General features: G+C 64.9%; 17 protein-coding genes. 10 read left to right on the plus strand and 7 right to left on the minus strand.

The features are described from left to right. On the minus strand, window positions 1-639 hold the full coding sequence (locus tag ACN0X6_RS14970; RefSeq protein ID WP_417705069.1) for a response regulator transcription factor: 639 nt from the start codon (window positions 637-639) through the stop codon (window positions 1-3). An 86-nt stretch (window positions 640-725) separates the two neighbouring features. After that, entirely contained in the window at window positions 726-2,660 is a 1,935-nt protein-coding gene (locus ACN0X6_RS14975) for a sensor histidine kinase (protein ID WP_417705070.1), read from the minus strand. Window positions 2,661-2,801: 141 nt separating this feature from the next. Here ACN0X6_RS14975 and ACN0X6_RS14980 point away from each other — a divergent pair, with 141 nt between their 5' ends. From ACN0X6_RS14980 to ACN0X6_RS15005, 6 genes are all read left to right on the plus strand, one after another. Continuing rightward, on the plus strand, window positions 2,802-4,421 hold the full coding sequence (locus ACN0X6_RS14980; protein WP_417705072.1) for an acyl-CoA synthetase: 1,620 nt from the start codon (window positions 2,802-2,804) through the stop codon (window positions 4,419-4,421). A gap of 100 nt (window positions 4,422-4,521) precedes the next feature. Further along, the gene (locus ACN0X6_RS14985) at window positions 4,522-5,895 is read left to right on the plus strand and encodes a solute carrier family 23 protein (RefSeq protein ID WP_417705073.1); all 1,374 of its coding nucleotides are present in this window, start codon (window positions 4,522-4,524) and stop codon (window positions 5,893-5,895) included. Window positions 5,896-5,954: 59 nt separating this feature from the next. After that, window positions 5,955-7,727, plus strand: coding sequence for an acyl-CoA dehydrogenase C-terminal domain-containing protein (locus ACN0X6_RS14990; RefSeq protein ID WP_417705075.1), 1,773 nt, complete (start codon window positions 5,955-5,957; stop codon window positions 7,725-7,727). Window positions 7,728-7,869: 142 nt separating this feature from the next. Continuing rightward, window positions 7,870-9,048: an acetyl-CoA C-acetyltransferase gene (locus tag ACN0X6_RS14995; RefSeq protein ID WP_417705077.1), complete on the plus strand. Its 1,179-nt coding sequence runs from the start codon at window positions 7,870-7,872 to the stop codon at window positions 9,046-9,048. 105 nt (window positions 9,049-9,153) lie between these two features. Beyond that, the gene (locus tag ACN0X6_RS15000; protein WP_417705079.1) at window positions 9,154-10,020 is read left to right on the plus strand and encodes an MBL fold metallo-hydrolase; all 867 of its coding nucleotides are present in this window, start codon (window positions 9,154-9,156) and stop codon (window positions 10,018-10,020) included. Between the two features lie 164 nt (window positions 10,021-10,184). After that, on the plus strand, window positions 10,185-10,664 hold the full coding sequence (locus ACN0X6_RS15005; RefSeq protein ID WP_417705081.1) for a YbaK/EbsC family protein: 480 nt from the start codon (window positions 10,185-10,187) through the stop codon (window positions 10,662-10,664). 124 nt (window positions 10,665-10,788) lie between these two features. Here the strand turns inward: ACN0X6_RS15005 and ACN0X6_RS15010 are convergent, their stop codons facing one another. The 4 genes from ACN0X6_RS15010 to ACN0X6_RS15025 all read right to left on the minus strand — a co-directional run bounded on the left by ACN0X6_RS15010 (window position 10,789) and on the right by ACN0X6_RS15025 (window position 13,416). Then, window positions 10,789-11,085 carry a YceK/YidQ family lipoprotein gene (locus ACN0X6_RS15010; protein ID WP_417705083.1) on the minus strand — a complete coding sequence of 99 codons (297 nt, stop codon included), beginning with the start codon at window positions 11,083-11,085 and terminating at the stop codon, window positions 10,789-10,791. Then, window positions 11,078-11,707, minus strand: a complete 630-nt coding sequence (gene ubiX, locus ACN0X6_RS15015) for a flavin prenyltransferase UbiX (protein WP_160017090.1) — start codon at window positions 11,705-11,707, stop codon at window positions 11,078-11,080. Before ubiX ends, ACN0X6_RS15010 begins: the two co-directional genes overlap by 8 nt. Before the next feature lie 102 nt (window positions 11,708-11,809). Continuing rightward, the gene (gene mpl / locus ACN0X6_RS15020; RefSeq protein WP_417705085.1) at window positions 11,810-13,162 is read right to left on the minus strand and encodes a UDP-N-acetylmuramate:L-alanyl-gamma-D-glutamyl-meso-diaminopimelate ligase; all 1,353 of its coding nucleotides are present in this window, start codon (window positions 13,160-13,162) and stop codon (window positions 11,810-11,812) included. Window positions 13,163-13,290: 128 nt separating this feature from the next. Then, the gene (locus ACN0X6_RS15025; protein ID WP_417705087.1) at window positions 13,291-13,416 is read right to left on the minus strand and encodes a hypothetical protein; all 126 of its coding nucleotides are present in this window, start codon (window positions 13,414-13,416) and stop codon (window positions 13,291-13,293) included. Between the two features lie 31 nt (window positions 13,417-13,447). Here ACN0X6_RS15025 and ACN0X6_RS15030 point away from each other — a divergent pair, with 31 nt between their 5' ends. Beyond that, window positions 13,448-13,903 carry a GNAT family N-acetyltransferase gene (locus ACN0X6_RS15030; protein WP_036998299.1) on the plus strand — a complete coding sequence of 152 codons (456 nt, stop codon included), beginning with the start codon at window positions 13,448-13,450 and terminating at the stop codon, window positions 13,901-13,903. Between the two features lie 27 nt (window positions 13,904-13,930). Here the strand turns inward: ACN0X6_RS15030 and ACN0X6_RS15035 are convergent, their stop codons facing one another. Beyond that, window positions 13,931-15,514, minus strand: a complete 1,584-nt coding sequence (locus tag ACN0X6_RS15035) for a protein kinase (protein ID WP_417705089.1) — start codon at window positions 15,512-15,514, stop codon at window positions 13,931-13,933. A gap of 114 nt (window positions 15,515-15,628) precedes the next feature. Here ACN0X6_RS15035 and ACN0X6_RS15040 point away from each other — a divergent pair, with 114 nt between their 5' ends. The 3 genes from ACN0X6_RS15040 (at window position 15,629) to ACN0X6_RS15050 (ending at window position 18,847) form a co-directional block, all read left to right on the plus strand. Continuing rightward, window positions 15,629-16,456 carry a zinc-dependent peptidase gene (locus ACN0X6_RS15040; protein ID WP_417705091.1) on the plus strand — a complete coding sequence of 276 codons (828 nt, stop codon included), beginning with the start codon at window positions 15,629-15,631 and terminating at the stop codon, window positions 16,454-16,456. A gap of 78 nt (window positions 16,457-16,534) precedes the next feature. Continuing rightward, the gene (gene ppa / locus ACN0X6_RS15045) at window positions 16,535-17,062 is read left to right on the plus strand and encodes an inorganic diphosphatase (protein WP_417705093.1); all 528 of its coding nucleotides are present in this window, start codon (window positions 16,535-16,537) and stop codon (window positions 17,060-17,062) included. 153 nt (window positions 17,063-17,215) lie between these two features. Continuing rightward, complete coding sequence (locus ACN0X6_RS15050; RefSeq protein WP_417705095.1) at window positions 17,216-18,847, plus strand: methyl-accepting chemotaxis protein; 1,632 nt, start codon at window positions 17,216-17,218, stop codon at window positions 18,845-18,847. Window positions 18,848-18,849: the final 2 nt, after the last annotated feature.

Below are 18,849 nucleotides of genomic sequence, written 5' to 3' on the forward strand. Positions count from 1 at the left end.
TCAGGCGCGCGCCGGCTCACGCAACGCCAGGCTGTCCACCAGACCGGCGGCGATGGCCATGCCCACCAGTTCCGGCAGGCTTTCGGCCTGCATGCGCTTCATCACCCGTGAGCGATAGAGGTCGACGGTTTTCACGCTGATATCGAGCTGCTCGGCCACCTCACGGTTGGTGTAGCCGCGCACCAATGGCAACAGCACGTCACGCTCACGCGGGGTGAGTTGATCGAGTCGTGCCTGCACGTCGGCCAGACGCGGATCCTGCCGGAGCTCAGGCGCACGACGCTCCAGCGCCTGCTGCACACTGTCGAGCAGCAATTGCTCGTTGTAGGGCTTTTCGATGAAATCCACCGCGCCGGCCTTGAATGCGCGCACGACGATGGGCACGTCGGCATGGCCACTGACGAAGATGATCGGCAGGTCGATGCCGCGCGCGCGCATCTCCTCCTGCACGTTCAGGCCGCCCATGCCCGGCATGCGCACATCCAGCAGCACGCAGGCATTGGCCAGCGCATCGCAGGCCTCGAGAAAGGCGCGACCGCTGGTGAACGGCACGCCCTTGAGACCTACCGACTCCAGCAGCCAGAGGGTCGAGTCGAGCATGCCCTGGTCGTCATCGACCACATAAACCAGTTGTTGCATCCCTGTGCAGCTCCTCTTGTTGTTATGCGTTTCATCGGTCGCGGCTAAAGCCCCTCCCACCGATTGCATGCCCCGTGGGAGGGGCTTTAGCCGCGACTGTTCGACAACGACTCATCGTCCCTGCCCAGCGGCAAACGACACTCCAGGCACAAGCCGCCGCCTTCGGCCGGCAATGCCTCCAGCGCCCCACCAAAACCCTCGATGATACTGCGGCTCATGGACAGACCCAGCCCCAGGCCGTCCGCCTTGCTGGTGTAGAACGGCGTGAACAGCTTGCCCAGTTGCTCGTCGCTGGCACCCGGTCCCTGGTCGATCACCCTGATCGTCAGGCTGCCGTTGCCCTCGCGGGCCTCCAGGCGTATCTGCGATGCACTGCCGGGATGCTGGTCGCGATTCGCCTCGATGGCATTGCGCAGCAGATTCAGCAGCACCTGTTCGAGCAACACCCGGTCGGCGAATACCAGCGGCAGATTGTCCGGCAAGGCGTCGCTGACCGCCACCTGCGCCGCGCCCGCCTCCCAGTTGCACAGACGCACGGCCTCGCGTGCCACCTCGGCCAGATTCAGCGCCTGCATGCGCCGCTGGCCCTTGCGCAGGAAGGCGCGCAGACGCCTGATCACCGTCGCGGCGTGGTTGGCATGCTCGGTGATGCGCGCCAGGCCCTGAGCCACCTTGTCGATACCGGCCGGATCGCCACCGACGCCCTGCAGATAGCGCTGGCTGGCACTGGCATAGTTGACCACCGCTGCCAGTGGCTGGTTGATCTCATGGGCGATGCCCGACGCCAGCTCGCCCAGGGTGATCAGTCGCGTGGTGTGCGCCAGTTCGTCCTCCAGGCGCCGCTTGTTCTCTTCGGCATGGATACGCGCGGTGATGTCGCGCGAAACGCTGACCACCTCCACCACCGCGCCGGTGTAGGTCTCGCGGATGGCGCGACTGGCGGTCTCGAACCACAGGTAGTGGCCGTCGCGGTGGCGGATGCGGTAGGTCATGGTGTGATAACCGTCCTGCTCCAGCGCCTCGCGCGCCTGCTTGGCCTGCTGCAGTTGGTCCTGTGGATGCAGCAGGCCGTCGACCGCCATGCCGCGCAACTCTTCCGGCCAGTAGCCGAGCAACGTCCAGCTTGCAGGCGTGGCATCGAGAAACACGCCGTCCGGCGTATGCCGGGAAATCAGGTCGGTGGTGTTCTCGGTGATCAGCCGATACAGCCTGCGCGCCCGCGCGGCTTCGCGCTGCTCGCGAATTTCCCGGGTCGCTTCGCGACAGCGCGCCAGCACGCGACGTTCTGCGCGGTCGGGGATGAAGCTCCAGATCAGGATGCGCTCGCCGTCCTGCGCCTCCACCGCCTCGATGGCACGGGCCTGCTCCAGACAGGCACGCACCAACGGCACATGATTCACCGGCAACAGCGCGCCCACCTGCGCCAACGCACGCTCGCCGAGCAGCGCCTGCAGCGCCTGGTTGAACTCCAGCGGGCGCGCCTGTTCATCGAGCAACAGCGCCGGCTGCGGGTCGGCCGACAGCAGCGGCGCGCTGCGCGCCATACCGCCGGACAACGCGATCAGTTGCGCCAGCAGCTCGCGTAGCCAGGGCAGCCACTGCAGACCGGCGTCTTCGTCCACCTGCAGCAGCAACAGACCGGCACCACCCTCCTCCAGACTCAGCGCCAGCGCCTGGCCGTGATGAATCGCGGCGCGGCGCAGTCGCCCGGCCAGCCAGCAGGGCAGTTGACGCACTGCTTCCAGGCTCAGGCAGGGCTGCGTCGTCAACGCCTCGAACAAAGCCTGATCGCTGGCAGCCAGCGGATCCCCCTGCCCCGGCGGCAGGCGCGGGCCACCGTCGTCCTGGGCATAGGTACGGCTGGCCGGTTGCCAGGTCAGGTACCAGGCCTGGCGCACCTGCGGGCACCCCAGCACGGCGCGGCGCAAGGCCGCCGCCCGCTCGTTGAGGGAGGGTGCTTCGCGCTGGATGCGCAGCCAGGCCTGCAGCGGCACGGCCGCTTGATCGCTCGAAAGATTCATATAGTAGTTATTCTATAAAACCTTGGTACAACTTCCATAAAAAATAGAAATGACCTATAAATACTCGCCAGCAAGCTTCGGTAATGCCTGCATCATTACCGGAATAACCAGAGCTAACAATCAGCCAAAGGTGTATCCGCCATGTCGATCTACGAGCAGGGCCTCGGCCGCGCCGCCGTCAACCATGTCGCCCTCAGCCCCCTGAGCTTCATCGAACGTACCGCGGCGGTTTATCCGCACTACCCGGCGGTGGTGCATGGCTCGATTCGGCGCAACTGGGCCGAGACTTACGCGCGCTGTCGGCGCCTGGCCTCGGCGCTGGCCGGCCGTGGCATCGGCAAAGGCGATACGGTGGCGGTAATGTTGCCGAACATCCCGGCCATGCTCGAAGCGCATTTCGGCGTGCCGATGATCGGCGCAGTGCTCAACACCCTCAACGTACGTCTGGATGCAGAGGCCATCTCCTTCATGCTGCAGCATGGCGAGGCCAAGGTGGTGATCGCCGACCGCGAGTTCCATGACGTGATCCACGCCGCCATCGGCATGCTCGACCATCCGCCGCTGGTGATCGATGTCGACGACCCCGAGTACGGCGAAGGCCAGGCGGTCAGCGACCTGGACTACGAGGCCTTCCTCGCCGAAGGCGACCCAGAGTTCGCCTGGCAGTGGCCGACGGACGAGTGGCAGGCCATCAGCCTCAACTACACCTCCGGCACTACCGGTAACCCGAAAGGCGTGGTCTATCACCACCGTGGCGCCTTCCTCAACGCCATGGGCAACCAGATGACCTGGGCCATGGGCAACCACCCGGTCTACCTGTGGACCCTGCCGATGTTCCACTGCAACGGCTGGTGCTACCCCTGGACCATCACCGCCCTGGCCGGCGTGCATGTGTTCCTGCGCCGCGTCGACCCGGCGAAAATTCTCACCCTGATCCGCGACGAGCAGGTCACTCACCTGTGCGGCGCGCCCATCGTGCTCAATGCCCTGGTCAACATGCCGGCCGAAGCCAAGGCCGCCATCGATCATCCGGTCAAGGCCATGGTGGCTGGCGCCGCACCACCGGCCAAGGTGATCGGTGCGGTGGAAGAGATGGGCATCACCGTAACTCACGTCTATGGCCTCACCGAAGTCTACGGCCCGGTCACCCTGTGCGCCTGGCATGCCGAGTGGGATGAACTGCCGCTGGAGGAGCGCGCCACCATCAAGGCGCGCCAGGGCGTGCGCTACCCGACCCTGGAGGGGGTGATGGTCGCCGACCCGAAAACCCTGGAGCCGGTGCCGCGCGATGGCCAGACCATCGGCGAGATCTTCATGCGCGGCAACACCGTGATGAAGGGTTACCTGAAGAACCCCAGCGCCACCGCCGAGGCCTTCGAGGGCGGCTGGTTCCACACCGGCGACCTGGGCGTGTGCCATGCCGACGGCTACGTGGAAATCCGCGACCGCCTCAAGGACATCATCATCTCCGGCGGCGAGAACATCTCCACCATCGAGGTCGAGGGCGTGCTCTATCGCCACCCCGCCGTGCTGGAGGCGGCCGTGGTGGCGCGTCCGGACGAGAAATGGGGCGAGACGCCCTGCGCCTTCATCACCCTGAAGACCGGCCAGCAGGCCAGCGACAGCGAGATCATGACCTTCTGCCGCGACCACCTGGCCGGTTTCAAGGTGCCCAGGACCGTGGTCTTCACCCAGTTGCCCAAGACCAGCACCGGCAAGATCCAGAAGTTCGTCCTGCGCGATATGGCCAAGGCGCTGTAGAAGCGGCCCTCACCCCCGGCCCCTCTCCCGGTGGGAGAGGGGTGAATGAACCGTTTGCACAACAACAAGAACCGGCCCTGGCGGCCGACGGAGAACCCTCATGCAAATTTTCAAGCGCCGTGACGGCGACGAACAACCACACTGGCCCCTCGGGCCGTTCAAGGTGCGTCTGCCCTTCGTGCATTACCGCTGGGAAACGGCGGAGATGCTGCAGGCGCTGATCATGTTCGTGGTCAGCCTGGCAATGATCCCGCTGCTGGAGAAATACCTCGGCCTGCCCTATGACGTGGCCCTGGCCTATGTGGTGGTGTGTGGCATCGGCTTCATGCTGCCGGCACTGCTCGGCGTGCCCTTCGTACCCGGCTGGATCACCCCCGGCATCCCCGTGGTGCTGCTGTTTCTCGGCGACTTCGAGCCGGGCCCGCAGGCCATCCAGGCGCTGTTCGCCCTGCAGTTCCTGGTGTTCGTGATCTTCCTCGTGCTCGGCGTCACGCGTCTGGGCAGCGCCTTGGTGCGGCTGATCCCCAACTCGATGAAGGGCGGCATCATCATCGGCGCCGGCATCGCCGCACTGATGGGCGAGATCAGCGCCGGTGGCCGCCTGGCCAACACGCCGATCTCCCTGGTGCTGGGCAGCCTGATCTGCCTGTACCTGATGTTCTCCGTGTCGTTCAAGGGCCTGACCGAGCGCGTGCCGATGGCGCGCAAGATCGTCAATTACGGCATGGTGCCAGGCATGCTGATCGCCATCTTCATCGGTATCGGCGTGGGCGAGTACAAGATGCCGGACGTGAAATGGGGCATCACCGCGCCGGCCTTCGGCGAGATGTGGAACTACCTGCCGTTCAGCGTCGGCTTCCCGGGCCTCGACGTGTTCCTGCTGGCCGTGCCCACGGCGGTGATCGCCTATGTGATCGCCTTCGGCGACATCATCGTTGGCCAGTCGCTGATGCAACGCGCCGATGAACTGCGCACCGACGAGGTGATCGAAAACAACGTCGACCGCGTGCACCTGGTGACTGCCATTCGCAACGCCCTGCACGCCTTCTTCGCACCCTACCCGGGCCTGGCCGGCCCGCTGTGGACGGCCGTGGCGGCAACCATGGCCGAACGCTACAAATACGGGCGCAAGGCGATGGATTCGATCTACAGCGGTGCCGGCACGTTCTGGATCACCGGCTTCGCCGCGCTGTTCATGCTGCCTTTGGTCAGTTTCTTCCAGCCGGTGCTGCCGATCGCCCTGTCGCTGACGCTGATCCTCACCGGCTACATCTGCCTGATGGTCGGCTTCGAGCAACTCAACAACAACACCGAGCGCGGCATCGCCGGCACCATGGGTGTGGTGCTCGCCGTCTACGGCGCTGGCTGGGGCCTGGCTGCGGGTGCGGCGCTGTACATCCTGGTCGAACGTACCCATCTGCTTAAATTCACCAGCGTCAAGGATAAGCCGCACAGTCCGGCGGAAGCCGACTGACGGATTTCGTTCCACACGCGCCGCGCTCGTCGCGGCGCCACTGCTGTCGAGGTTGCACCATGCCCGAGTTCAACGCCCCGCTGCGCGATATGCGCTTCGTCCTCCATGAAGTCTTCCAGGCGCCAAACCTGTGGGCACGTCTGCCGGCCCTGGCCCAAACCGTCGATGCCGACACCGCCGACGCCATCCTCGAAGAGGCCGCCAAGGTCACCGGCAGCCTGATCGCCCCGCTCAACCGCAGCGGCGACGAGGAAGGCGCGCAGTGGGTCGATGGCGACGTGCGCACCCCAGCCGGTTTCCGCGTGGCCTACGCCACCTACACCGAAGGCGGCTGGGTCGGCCTGTCCGGCAACCCGCAGTACGGCGGCATGGGCATGCCCAAGATGCTCGCCGTGGCCTTCGAGGAAATGCTCTACGCCGCTGGCTCCAGTTTCGCGCTGTATTCGGCGCTGAGTTCCGGCGCCTGCCTGGCCATCGACGCCCATGCCAGCGAAGACCTGAAAACCACCTACCTGCCGCCGATGTACGAGGGCCGCTGGGCCGGCTCCATGTGCCTGACCGAGGCCCACGCCGGCACCGACCTGGGCATCATCAGAACCCGCGCCGAGCCGCAGGCCGACGGCAGCTACAAGGTCACCGGCAGCAAGATCTTCATCACCGGCGGCGAGCAGGATCTGACCGAGAACATCATCCACCTGGTGCTGGCCAAGTTACCGGACGCCCCGGCTGGGCCGAAAGGCATCTCGCTGTTCCTGGTACCCAAGGTGATGGTGAATGTCGACGGCAGCCTGGGCGAGCGCAATGCCGTGAGCTGCGGCTCCATCGAGCACAAGATGGGCATCAAGGCCTCGGCCACCTGCGTGATGAACTTCGACGGCGCCACCGGCTATCTGATCGGCGAGGTCAACAAGGGTCTGGCGGCAATGTTCACCATGATGAACTACGAGCGTCTGTCCATCGGCATCCAGGGCATTGGCTGCGCCGAGGCGTCCTATCAGTCGGCCGTCAGCTACGCCCGCGAACGCATCCAGAGCCGCGCCGCCACAGGCCCGGTGACCCCCGACAAGATCGCCGATCCGATCATCGTCCACGCCGACGTGCGTCGCATGCTGCTGACCATGAAGGCCCTGAACGAGGGCGGTCGCGCCTTCGCCTGCTACGTCGGCCAGCAGTTGGATCTGGCCAAGTACGCCGATGACGCCAGCGAGCGGCAGAACGCCGAAGCGCTGGTCGCCCTGCTCACCCCGGTGGCCAAGGCCTTCTTCACCGATACCGGGCTGGAGAGCTGCGTGCACGGCCAGCAGGTGTTCGGCGGCCACGGCTACATCCGCGAGTGGGGCCAGGAGCAACTGGTGCGTGACGTGCGCATCGCGCAGATCTACGAAGGCACCAACGGCATCCAGGCGCTCGACCTGCTCGGACGCAAGGTGGTGGCCAACGGCGGCGCCGCGCTGCGCCTGTTCGCCGGCGAAGTGCGTGACTTCGCCCATGCCCACGAATCGCCTCACGGCGCGCGCCTGGTCGAAGCGCTGGAGCGTCTGGAAGCAGTCAGCGGCTGGCTGCTGGAGCAGGCCAAGAGCGATCCCAATTCGGTCGGCGCCGCCTCGGTGGAGTACCTGCACCTGTTCGGCTACGTCGCCTACGCCTACATGTGGGCGCGCATGGCCGCCGTGGCGCAAAGCAAACTGGGTGAAGACGAAGCCTTCTACGGCGGCAAGCTCGCGACCGCCGAGTTCTTCTTTGCCCGCCTGCTGCCGCGCACCCTGAGCCTGGAGGCGAGCATTCGGGGTGGTAGCCAGTCCTTGTATGGCCTGGCTGCCGAGCAGTTTTGAACCTAGGGCGGGTGCAACCCGCCACCGCCGAGCCGGCGGGTTTCACCGGCCCTACAGGGTTGAGCGTGTTGCGTGGCGCTTCGGCGCCGCGCTTTTTTATTCAAGTCTCGGTCGGGCCATGCCCGACCGACGAGGAACCTGTATGTGTGAAGTCGTGATAGTCGCCGCCTGCCGTACTGCCATCGGCAGCTTCCAGGGCGCGTTGAGCCGCATTCCAGCCCCGCAGCTGGGCGCGGCGGTGATCCGAGAACTCCTCGCCCGCACCGGCATTGCAGGCGAGCAGATCGACGAGGTGATTCTCGGCCAGGTGCTTACCGCAGGCAGCGGGCAGAACCCGGCTCGGCAAAGCGTGCTGCTCGCCGGCCTGCCGCATACGGTGCCGGCCATGACCCTGAACAAGGTCTGCGGCTCCGGCCTCAAGGCGGTGATCCTCGGTGCTCAGGCCATTCGTGGCGGCGATGCCGAAATCATCATCGCCGGAGGCCAGGAGAACATGAGCCTGGCGCCCTACGTCATGCCCGGCGCCCGTAGCGGCCTGCGCATGGGCCATGCCGGGCTGGTCGACAGCATGATCCAGGACGGTTTGTGGGACGCTTTCAATAACTACCACATGGGCATCACCGCCGAGAACCTGGCCGAGCAGTACGGCGTCACGCGCGCCGAACAGGATGCCTTCGCCCTGCGCTCGCAGCAGCGGGCCCAGGCCGCCATCGACTCCGGCCGTTTTGCCAGCGAGATCGTCCCCGTGGAAATTCCCCAGCGCGGCGCCGAACCGCTGCGTTTTGCCCAGGACGAACAGCCGCGCGCCGGCACCAGCCTGGACAGCCTCGGCAAGCTGCGCCCGGCCTTCAAGAACGACGGCACGGTGACCGCCGGCAACGCCTCGACGCTCAACGACGGCGCCGCTGCCGTACTGCTGATGAGCGCCGAGAAAGCCGATGAATTGCAACTGCCGGTTCTGGCGCGCATTACCGCCCACGCCAGCGCCGGGGTCGACCCGGCCGTGATGGGCATCGGCCCGGTATTCGCCAGTTGCAAGGCACTGGAGCGGGCCGGCTGGAGCCTGGAACAGCTCGACCTGATCGAGGCCAACGAAGCCTTCGCCGCCCAGGCCATCGCCGTCGGCCGCGAGCTGCATTGGGACAGCGCCAAGGTCAACGTCAACGGCGGCGCCATTGCCCTCGGCCACCCCATCGGCGCATCCGGCTGCCGCATCCTGGTCAGCCTGATCCATGAAATGCAGCGACGCGATGCCCGCCGTGGTCTGGCTACCCTGTGCATCGGCGGCGGCCAGGGCGTGGCGCTGGCCATCGAACGCTAGCCTGGAAAAAACGAGCCGGTGGATGTAGAAAGCGACCTCCACCCTAGGGTGGATCACGCTTCAGCGATCCACCACGCACTCCCGGACAAGAACAAGAGAACACCCATGCGAACCCTGACCACCCTCACCGGCAACAGCCAGAAACTCGACGGCGGCGCCATGTTCGGCAACGCGCCCAAGGCCCTCTGGCAACGCTGGATGCCGGCCGACGAACTGAACCGCATCGACCTCGGCTGCCGTGCCCTTCTGGTGCAGGAGGACGAGCGCAACATCCTCATCGAAACCGGCATCGGTGCCTTCTTCAGCCCCGAACTCAAGCAGCGCTTCGGCGTGCAGGAAGATCGCCACGTGCTGCTCGACAGCCTGGCGGCCGTGGGCTTGAGTGACGCCGACATCGACATCCTGGTGCTCACTCACCTGCACTTCGACCATGCCGGCGGCCTGCTCGCTGCCTGGCAAGAGGGTCAGCCCGCACGCCTGCTGTTCCCCAACGCGCGCTTCATCACAGGCCGACGCCAGTGGCAGCGTGCCTGCAACCCACACGCCCGGGATAAGGCTTCCTATATTCCGGAACTGCTCGATCTCCTGGAAAACAGCGGCCGCCTGCACCTGATCGACGAAACCGAGCACTGCGAACTGCTCGGCCCCGACTGGCGCCTGCACTGGAGCGACGGCCACACGCCGGGCCAACTGCTGCCGGAAGTCGCCATGCCGGGCGGCCCGGTGGTGTTTCCCGGCGACCTGATCCCCGGCGCGCCCTGGGTCCATCTGCCGATCACCATGGGTTATGACCGCTTCCCCGAAGGCCTGATCGAGGAAAAGCAAGCGCTGCTCGGCGACCTGTTTTCCCGTGACGGCCGGCTGGTGTTCACCCATGACCCGCAAGTGGCCATGGGACGGGTAACGCGAGACGAAAAAGATCGCTACGGGCTCGTTGAGGCGGTAAAAACAGCACATCTACTGGCAAACTGACGCCATCAGGCCTTGACGCGCCGTTCATGCAGCGCGAGCATGGCCGCTTGTTTTTTCGCCGTGGTCACGACCACACCAGCACCCCAGGGAAGGGGGCGACGCTTGGCCAGCGAGAGACTGGCCGTCGTGCCATGCCCACCTCGACAGCCCTGGGGGATCGTTTCATGAGCCTGGCCTCTGTACGCGCCTTCTTCGCCGCCATGGCGCCCGATATCGCGATCATCGAACTGCAGTCCAGCACCGCCACCGTGGCGCTGGCTGCCGAAGCGCATGGCGTATCGCCGGGACAGATCGCCAAGACCCTGGCCTTTCGTATCGCCGAACGCGACGTGCTGATCGTCGCCCGCGGTGACGCCCGTATCGACAACCGCAAGATGAAGGAATGCTTCGGCGCCAAGGCGCGCATGCTCGATGCACAAACCGTTGTCGAGCTGACCAGCCACCCGGTCGGCGGCGTCTGCCCGTTCGGCCTGGCCACACCGCTCAGCGTCTACTGCGACCGCTCGCTGCTGGCCTTTAACGAAGTGCTGCCAGCCGCCGGCGCCACCCACAGCGCCGTGCGTATCGCCCCGCAGCGCATGGCCGAGCTGGTCGATGCCGAGTGGATCGATGTTTGCCAGGAAGTGGAAACGGAAACCTGCTGAACAGCACGCGCACCGAGGCATTTCCCGGATTGCATCCGGGCTACAGAAGACTCCGGTGCTTGGAAATGAGTAGCCCGGATGCAATCCGGGGCCGGGCTATCAGAAAGTCGTGTATCGCATTGACCTACAACCCGCCGCTGACACCGAGGCTGACACCTAGCGCCGTGGCCAGCGAGAGCGGCAGCAGCAGGGTATCGAGCAGCGCACTGGCCGGCAGATCCAACCCTGGATAACGCGGCGCCTCGGCGCCGAAACGATCCAGCGGGCAGCAGCCGCCATTGATCGCATACCAGTCCAGTCGCGTCCCGGCGTAAACCACCGGCGCATCGGGCTTGGCCGCGTCCAGGGTGCGCACGGTGGCGCAGCCGGTCAGACTCAGCAGCGCCACGGCGCAGACGAGCGGGCGCAGGGTGCTAGTCATCCGTCACCAAATGATGCTCGCCCCAGCGCGGCAACATGTCCTGAGGGATATTCAGGCAATTGAGGATGCGCGCAACGACGAAATCCACCAGATCATCCAGCGTCTGCGGCTGGTGATAGAACCCGGGCGAGGCCGGCAGAATGGTCACGCCCAGATTCGACAGCTTGAGCATGTTTTCCAGATGGATACTCGAATACGGCGCCTCGCGCGGCACCAGGATCAACTGGCGGCGCTCCTTCAATGCCACGTCGGCGGCGCGTTCGATCAGGTTGTTGCAGGCACCGGTAGCGATAGCCGACAAGGTGCCGGTGCTGCAGGGCACCACCACCATGGCCGTCGGCGCACCGGAGCCGGAGGCAGCCGGCGCCATCCAGTCTTCCTTGCCGTAGACGCGAATCTGCCCCGGCGCCGCGCCGGTGTACTCGGTGAGGAACTGCGCCATGGACTGCGGTTTGGCCGGTAGCGCCACGTCGGTTTCGGTGGCCATCACCAGTTGCGCGGCCTTGGAGATCAGGAAGTGCACCTCGCGATCTTCCTGCACCAGGCAATCGAGCAGGCGCAGACCGTATTGCGCGCCCGAGGCGCCGGTCATGGCCAGAGTAACTCTATCGGGACCGCTCATACATTCACTCTCAAAGCTGCTGCGCTTGCTTATGCTGCGTAGGGCGGGTGCAACCCGCCGGGACTTGAACCATGGCGGGTTTCACCCGCCCTACTGCCAGCGTCAGGCCAGGGCCTTGGCCAGCTTGCCATGCAAGCCACCGAAGCCGCCGTTGCTCATGATCACCACCTGGGTGCCGGGACGCACCAGCGCCTTCACGCCGTCGATGATCGACTCCAGCGAATCGCACACCTGGGTCGCATTGGTCGCCCCGGCAACGCTCGCGCCCAGGTCCCAGCCGAGATTCGGCGGGGCGTACCAGAACACCGCATCGGCCTGTTCGGCCGACTCGGCCAGGCCATCGCGATGAGCGCCAAGTTTCATCGAATTGGAGCGCGGCTCGATCACCGCGATCACCTGAGTGTCGTCACCGACGCGCTTGCGCAGCCCGTCCAGGGTGGTGGCAATGGCGGTCGGGTGATGGGCGAAATCATCGAAGACGGTCACGCCATTCACCTCGGCGACCTTCTCCATGCGCCGCTTGGCGTTGATGAACTGACCCAGCGCCTCGATGCCCAGCGCCGGCACCACGCCGACATGGCGCGCTGCAGCGAGCACGGCCAGGGCGTTGGCGACGTTGTGCTGACCGGTCAGGTTCCACTGCACGGTACCCTCGACCTTGCCATCGAAGCTCACCTCGAAGCGCGAGCCATCCGCGCTGAGCAGGCGTGCCTGCCATTGCCCGCCTTCGCCGGTGGTCTGCACGGGTGTCCAGCAGCCCATTTCGATGACTCGCGCCAATGCGGCTTCGCTGGCCGGGTGAATGACCAGGCCTTCGCTGGGGATGATGCGCACCAGATGGTGGAACTGCCGCTCGATAGCCGCCAGATCGGGGAAGATATCCGCGTGATCGAACTCCAGGTTATTCAGGATCGCCGTGCGTGGGCGGTAATGGACGAACTTGCTGCGCTTGTCGAAGAAGGCGCTGTCGTATTCGTCGGCCTCGACCACGAAGAACGGCGTGCCGCCCAGCCGCGCGGAAATCCCGAAGTTCTGCGGCACGCCGCCAATCAGGAAACCCGGACTCATGCCGGCATGCTCCAGCACCCAGGCCAGCATGCTGGAACTGCTGGTCTTGCCGTGGGTACCGGCGACCGCCATCACCCAGCGGCCCTGCAGCACGTGATCGGCCAGCCACTGCGGGCCGGAAACGTAGGGCAGGCCCTTGTTCAGCACGTATTCCACCGCCGGGTTGCCACGGCTCATGGCGTTGCCCACCACCACCAGATCGGGCGCCGGCTGCAAATGCGCCGGGTCGTAGCCCTGCATCAGCTCGATGCCCTGGACTTCCAGCTGAGTGCTCATGGGCGGGTAAACGTTGGCATCGGAACCGGTGACACGATGGCCAAGCTCCTTGGCCAGAACGGCCAGCGACCCCATGAAGGTGCCGCAGATGCCGAGAATATGAATGTGCATTGATGACCTCTGGACAAGCCCGCGAACAGACCGTTGAAAACCACCCAGTTTTCAACAGGCCCGTTAAGGGGCATGAAGCGATGGCGGCAGGTTAGCACAGCGCCCTTCAGGCGGCTGCTGCGCCCTGTTCAGACAGATGTGCGAATACCAAGTTGCTTCGCAGCTGAAAAATCAAACGCTTGCTTGGATTGCGCTTTCAACTGGCTTTGAGGCAGCATCGACTGGCCTGCTGGCACAACAGCTGCATCGTCCATCCAGTTTCAATCACAGAAGCCGAGGCCCGCCATGCGCATCGTCCAAGCCACCCTGGAGCACCTGGACCTGTTGACCCCGCTGTTCGTCAAATACCGCGAGTTCTACAACGAACTGCCCTACCCCGAGTCGTCGCGCAAGTTCCTCGAGAAGCGCCTGCGGCGCAAGGAGTCGGTGATCTACCTGGCCCTGGCCGACGATGAAGACAAGCTGCTCGGCTTTTGCCAGCTCTACCCCAGCTATTCCTCGCTGTCGCTCAAGCGCGTGTGGATTCTCAACGACATCTACGTCGCCGAGGATGCTCGCCGCCAACTGGTTGCCGACCGCCTGCTGCACACCGCCAAGCAGATGGCCAAGGAAACCAACGCCGTGCGCATGCGCGTGGCCACCAGCCGCGACAACGAAGTGGCGCAGAAGGTTTACGAGTCCATCGGCTTCGTCGAGGACGAGCAGTTCAAGAACTACGTGCTGCCGATCAACTCCGATTGATCGAGCTGCAAGCGCAGCGGCTGTGCGTCAGCCGCCGAGACTGAGCAGCAGCCCGAACAGCAATGGCAAGGTGACCAGGCCCAAAACAGCCAGGCGTGTCGGCTGCAACGGCACCCGCCGCAGCGCCTGACTGCGACGCGCCTGCAACGGCTGCTGCAATGCCAGCTGAAACTCCGACAGCGCCTCGAAACGTGCCTGTGGCTGCGGCGCCAGGGCACGGGCGAGCACACCATCCCAGCCTTGCGGTACGTGCCCGCCAAAGGTCGCCAGCGGTACGTAGCAGTGACCGGGCCCGACGTCGCTGCGCGCCGCCTCCGGCCATTGCCCGGACATCAGCCAGTAGACCAGCGCGGCCAGGGCGAACTGGTCGGCACGACCATCCAGCGCACGGCCGCTGCGCAGCTCCGGCGCCAGCGGCACAGCCTGTTCAGGCACGGATTGACGCGCAACGCCGGGCAGGATGACAGCCGCTCCGGGCAGAAACAGCACGCGCCCGTCATCACCGAGCAGAATCTGCCTGGGGCTCAACCAAAGCCCCTGCATGCCACGGCGCTGCAGCGAACGCACGGCGGCGATCAGTTGCGTCACTATCCCCATCAGCGCCTGTGTATCCGGCGCACCATGGGCGGCCACCCAATCGAACAGGTTGCGCATGCCACGGGGCGGCTTGGCCAGTACCAGATACGCGTGACTACGCGCCTGATGCGGCGACAGCACCTGCGGTAACGCCTGCTGCGCACTGCGCCGCAACGCCCACTCGCGCTGCCAGAAGGCTTCGCCTGCGTCTTCCTCGGCGAACCAGAGCACGGCTTCCCGCCCGGACTCATCACAGCCGACATACAGCCGCCCGGGCGGCCCATAAGAACACTGGCGCAACAGCGTCCAGCCATCGAACTGCTGGCCACAGGTGACCTGCATCAACGCCGGACGCACCGGCACGGAAGGCGCCGGCGTCAGGCACTGGGTTTCACCCACGGCGAGCAGAACGGCAGCGCCAGGGGCCTGCAACAGCGGCTGCAGCCGCTCGCCAAGCGCGCCCTCCGCCTGGATACAGAGCCCGTGCAGATCACTCACATCGAGCAGCGGTTGCGGCGCCAGCAGCAGATGCTCGCCGCAGCCTGGCACCAGGCTGTGCTGAACCAGCGCCAGCTCGGCCTGGGCGCCGAGCGCCTGCCCCTCGCGCCCCGTGAGTATCTGCAAGGCGCCTTTGTGCGCACGCGCCAGGCCGACGCTGCCCGCCTGCAGAAACTGCAACTCATCGCCCTGCATCAGCAGCACACCGGCATGCAAGTCGGCGACGCCCTGCCCGGCCTGCTGTCGGCGAAACAGCTGGAGATTCAGAGTGGCCAGCACCTGTCGCGCGGCCTGGGTTTCACTCCAGCCCTCAGGCGTACAGCGAAAATCGGCGAACAGGGCGTCCAGATGACGTTCAAGGCGCTGCACCACATCGGGGCAATGGCGCGCCCAAAGCAGCACGACCAGCAACAAGGGCGGACGCTGATGGCGACCGGCCAGCCACATCGCCCGAGCGCGCGCGGCCTGGTGCGGCAAGTCCAGCCCGGTGCCGGATGCCAGCGTGATTCCAGGGTGTTCCAGCAGTTGCAGCGCCATGCTCAGCCCTCCTGCATCAGCGAAGCCGCCAGTGGCGTTGCAGCCTTTGTGCCGACTTGTAGCCAGGCGTTGGCGCCCTTATGGTGGCGTGGTCATCCCAACGAGCCTGCATGCATGTGGTCGTTCAAGGCCTGGCGCCGTCGGCGCACCCTCGAAAACAACCCTGTCGACCCCGCCCACTGGGCCGAAGTACGCAGGCGCCTGCCCATTCTCGACGGCCTCGACGAACGCGAAGAGCATCATCTGCGCGAGCGCGCCGTACTGTTTCTGCATGACAAGCACCTGAGCGCCCTGCCCGGCCTGGAACTCGGCCCAGTCGAGCGACTGTTGCTGGCAGCTCAGGCACAGTTGCCACTGCTGCACCTGGGCGATCTGGACTGGTACCAGGGCTTTCACGAAATCGTCCTTTACCCGGACGACTTCCTCAGCCCCCAGCGCCACCGCGACGCCAGTGGTATCGAACATGAATGGGATGACGCCCGCAGCGGCGAAGCCTGGCAGCAAGGCCCGGTGATCCTCGCCTGGCCCGGCGTCGAGGCCAGCGGCGGTTGGGAAGGCTACAACCTGGTGATCCACGAACTGGCACACAAGCTGGACATGCTCGAAGGCGGCGCCAATGGCCTGCCGCCGCTGCACCGCGACATGCGCGTGCAGGACTGGGCCAATGCCATGCAGAGTGCCTATGACGCACTGAACGCCGAACTGGACGCCAACCCCGACACCGAAACCGCCATCGACCCCTACGCAGCCGAAGACCCGGCGGAATTCTTCGCGGTGACCAGCGAATATTTCTTCAGCGCACCGGATCTGCTGGCGGACGCCTTCCCGGACGTATACCGGCAACTGGCATTGTTCTACCGCCAGGACAGCCTGGCGCGATTGCAGCGTCTGCAGGCGGAACACCCCGACTACAGGGCGGTCGAAAACGCGACCAATGGCTGAGTAGGCCGCCGTAGTAACGCACTGCGAATACGCCTATAATGCGCCCCACTTTTTTGGCCCTCCCTGGGAGTTTCCCCCATGAGCTACAGCAAGATCCCGGCTGGTAAAGACCTGCCGAACGACATCTACGTTGCCATCGAAATCCCGGCCAACCACGCGCCGATCAAATACGAAATCGACCACGACAGCGATTGCCTGATGGTCGATCGTTTCATGGCCACGCCGATGTTCTACCCGGCCAACTACGGTTTCATCCCGCACACCCTGGCTGACGACGGCGACCCTCTGGACGTGCTGGTCGTGACTCCTTATCCGGTTGCGCCGGGTTCGGTGATCCGCGCCCGTCCGGTCGGCGTACTGCACATGAGCGACGAAGCGGGCGGCGACGCCAAGCTGGTTGCCGTTCCGCACGACAAGCTGAGCGTTCTGTACAAGGACGTTCAGGAATACACCGACCTGCCCGCGCTGTTGATCGAGCAGATCAAGCACTTCTTCGAGAACTACAAGGATCTGGAGAAGGGCAAGTGGGTCAAGGTAGAAGGCTGGGGCGGCGCTGAAGAAGCCCGCGGCCTGATCAACAAGGCAGTCGCGGCTTACCAAAAATAAGCCCTGACCACCTCCGAAAAGCCGGCCACAAGCCGGCTTTTTTATTGCCTTTGGCCGGGCAACCGGTACACATTCGTTACACCCAGGCAAAACGGCGACGCGCCGGTGTGCTGTAATCGATTAGCAAAATATGACCTGCCAGGCCCAATGGACATGATGAACCTGACCGTACGCAATCGAATCATTGTCAGCTTCCTGCTGATCATCGCCATTCTGGTCCTGCTGGCTGGCGCCTCTTATGTTCGCCTGGTGCAGATCGAGAAAGAGGCCAATGGCATTCGCAACGGGTCTATCCCGGGCCTCTATCATCCGAGCAAGGCGCAGGAGCTCTGGTCCCGTCACATGCTCGACACCCGCCGCCTGCTGCTACGTGCCGTCGATGAAGACGTTGCCATCGTGCTCGACACCTACCGCGACCAGTTCGCCACGTTGGAGCAGGCGCTCGATGAGGAGTTCGGTCGTTACCAGAGCGCCACGGCGGACGAGCAGGAGCTTGCTCTGGCAGAGCAATTCCGTCAGGTGCAGCGTCAGTATCTGAACCGCCACGGGCAACTGCTCGACAGCTTGCCAAGCATCGAACTAAAGCAGGCTCGTCAGCTCAGTGCCGAACGCGTGTTTCCCGAGTGGGACAAAGGCGAAAGCCTGCTGAGCGAGCTGATCGAGATGAATCGCAGCCAGGCCGAGGCCGCCGCGCACGAAATTCGTGGTGCGGTGCGCATCATGGAAACAGGTTTGCTGATTGCCATCCTCCTGGCCATCCTCGTCTCCGCCGTGTGCGGCTGGCTGCTGATGAACGCCATCACCAAACCGGTGAACCGCATCGTCAGCACCCTCAAATCCCTGGAAAGCGGCGACCTGTCGGTGAAGCTCGACCTGCACCGGCGCGACGAATTCAACGCCATCGAGCAGGGCTTCAACAGCATGGTCGGCGAGCTCAAGAACCTGGTCGGCAACACCCAGCGTTCGGCGGTGCAGATGACCACCTCGGTCACCGAGATTGCGGCCACCTCGCGCCAGCAGCAGGCCACGGCCACCGAAACCGCCGCCACCACGACAGAGATCGGTGCAACTTCACGGGAGATCGCCGCCACTTCGCGCGATCTGGTCCGCACCATGGGCGAAGTATCGGACAACGCCGAGCAGACCTCGATTCTCGCCGGCACCGGCCAGCTGGGCCTGGCCCGCATGGAAGAGATCATGCATCAGGTGATGGGCGCTGCCGACGTGGTCAACGGCAAGCTGTCGATCCTCAACGAGAAGGCCGGCAACATCACCCAGGTGGTCACCACCATCGTCAAGGTGGCGGATCAGACCAACCTGCTTTCACTCAACGCCGCCATCGAGGCGGAAAAAGCCGGCGAATATGGCAAGGGCTTCGCCGTGGTGGCCGTGGAAGTGCGTCGCCTGGCCGACCAGACTGCCGTGGCAACCTATGACATCGAGCAGATGGTGCGCGAGATCCAGTCCGCCGTGTCGGCTGGGGTGATGGGCATGGACAAGTTCTCCGAAGAGGTGCGCCGCGGCATTGGCGAGATGGCGCAGATGGGCGACCAGCTCAGCCAGATCATCCAGCAGGTGCAGGCCCTGGCGCCGCGTATCCAGATGGTCAACGAAGGCATGCAGGCACAGTCCACCGGCGCCGAACAGATCAACCAGGCATTGGTGCAGCTCGGCGAAGCCAGCAGCCAGACCGTCGATTCGCTGCGCCAGGCCGGCGCCGCCATCGATGAACTCAACCAGGTGGCCAACAACCTGCGCGTTGGCGTCAGCCGCTTCAAGGTCTGAAC

Source organism: Pseudomonas sp. (assembly GCF_048269965.1).
GTDB lineage: Bacteria > Pseudomonadota > Gammaproteobacteria > Pseudomonadales > Pseudomonadaceae > Aquipseudomonas.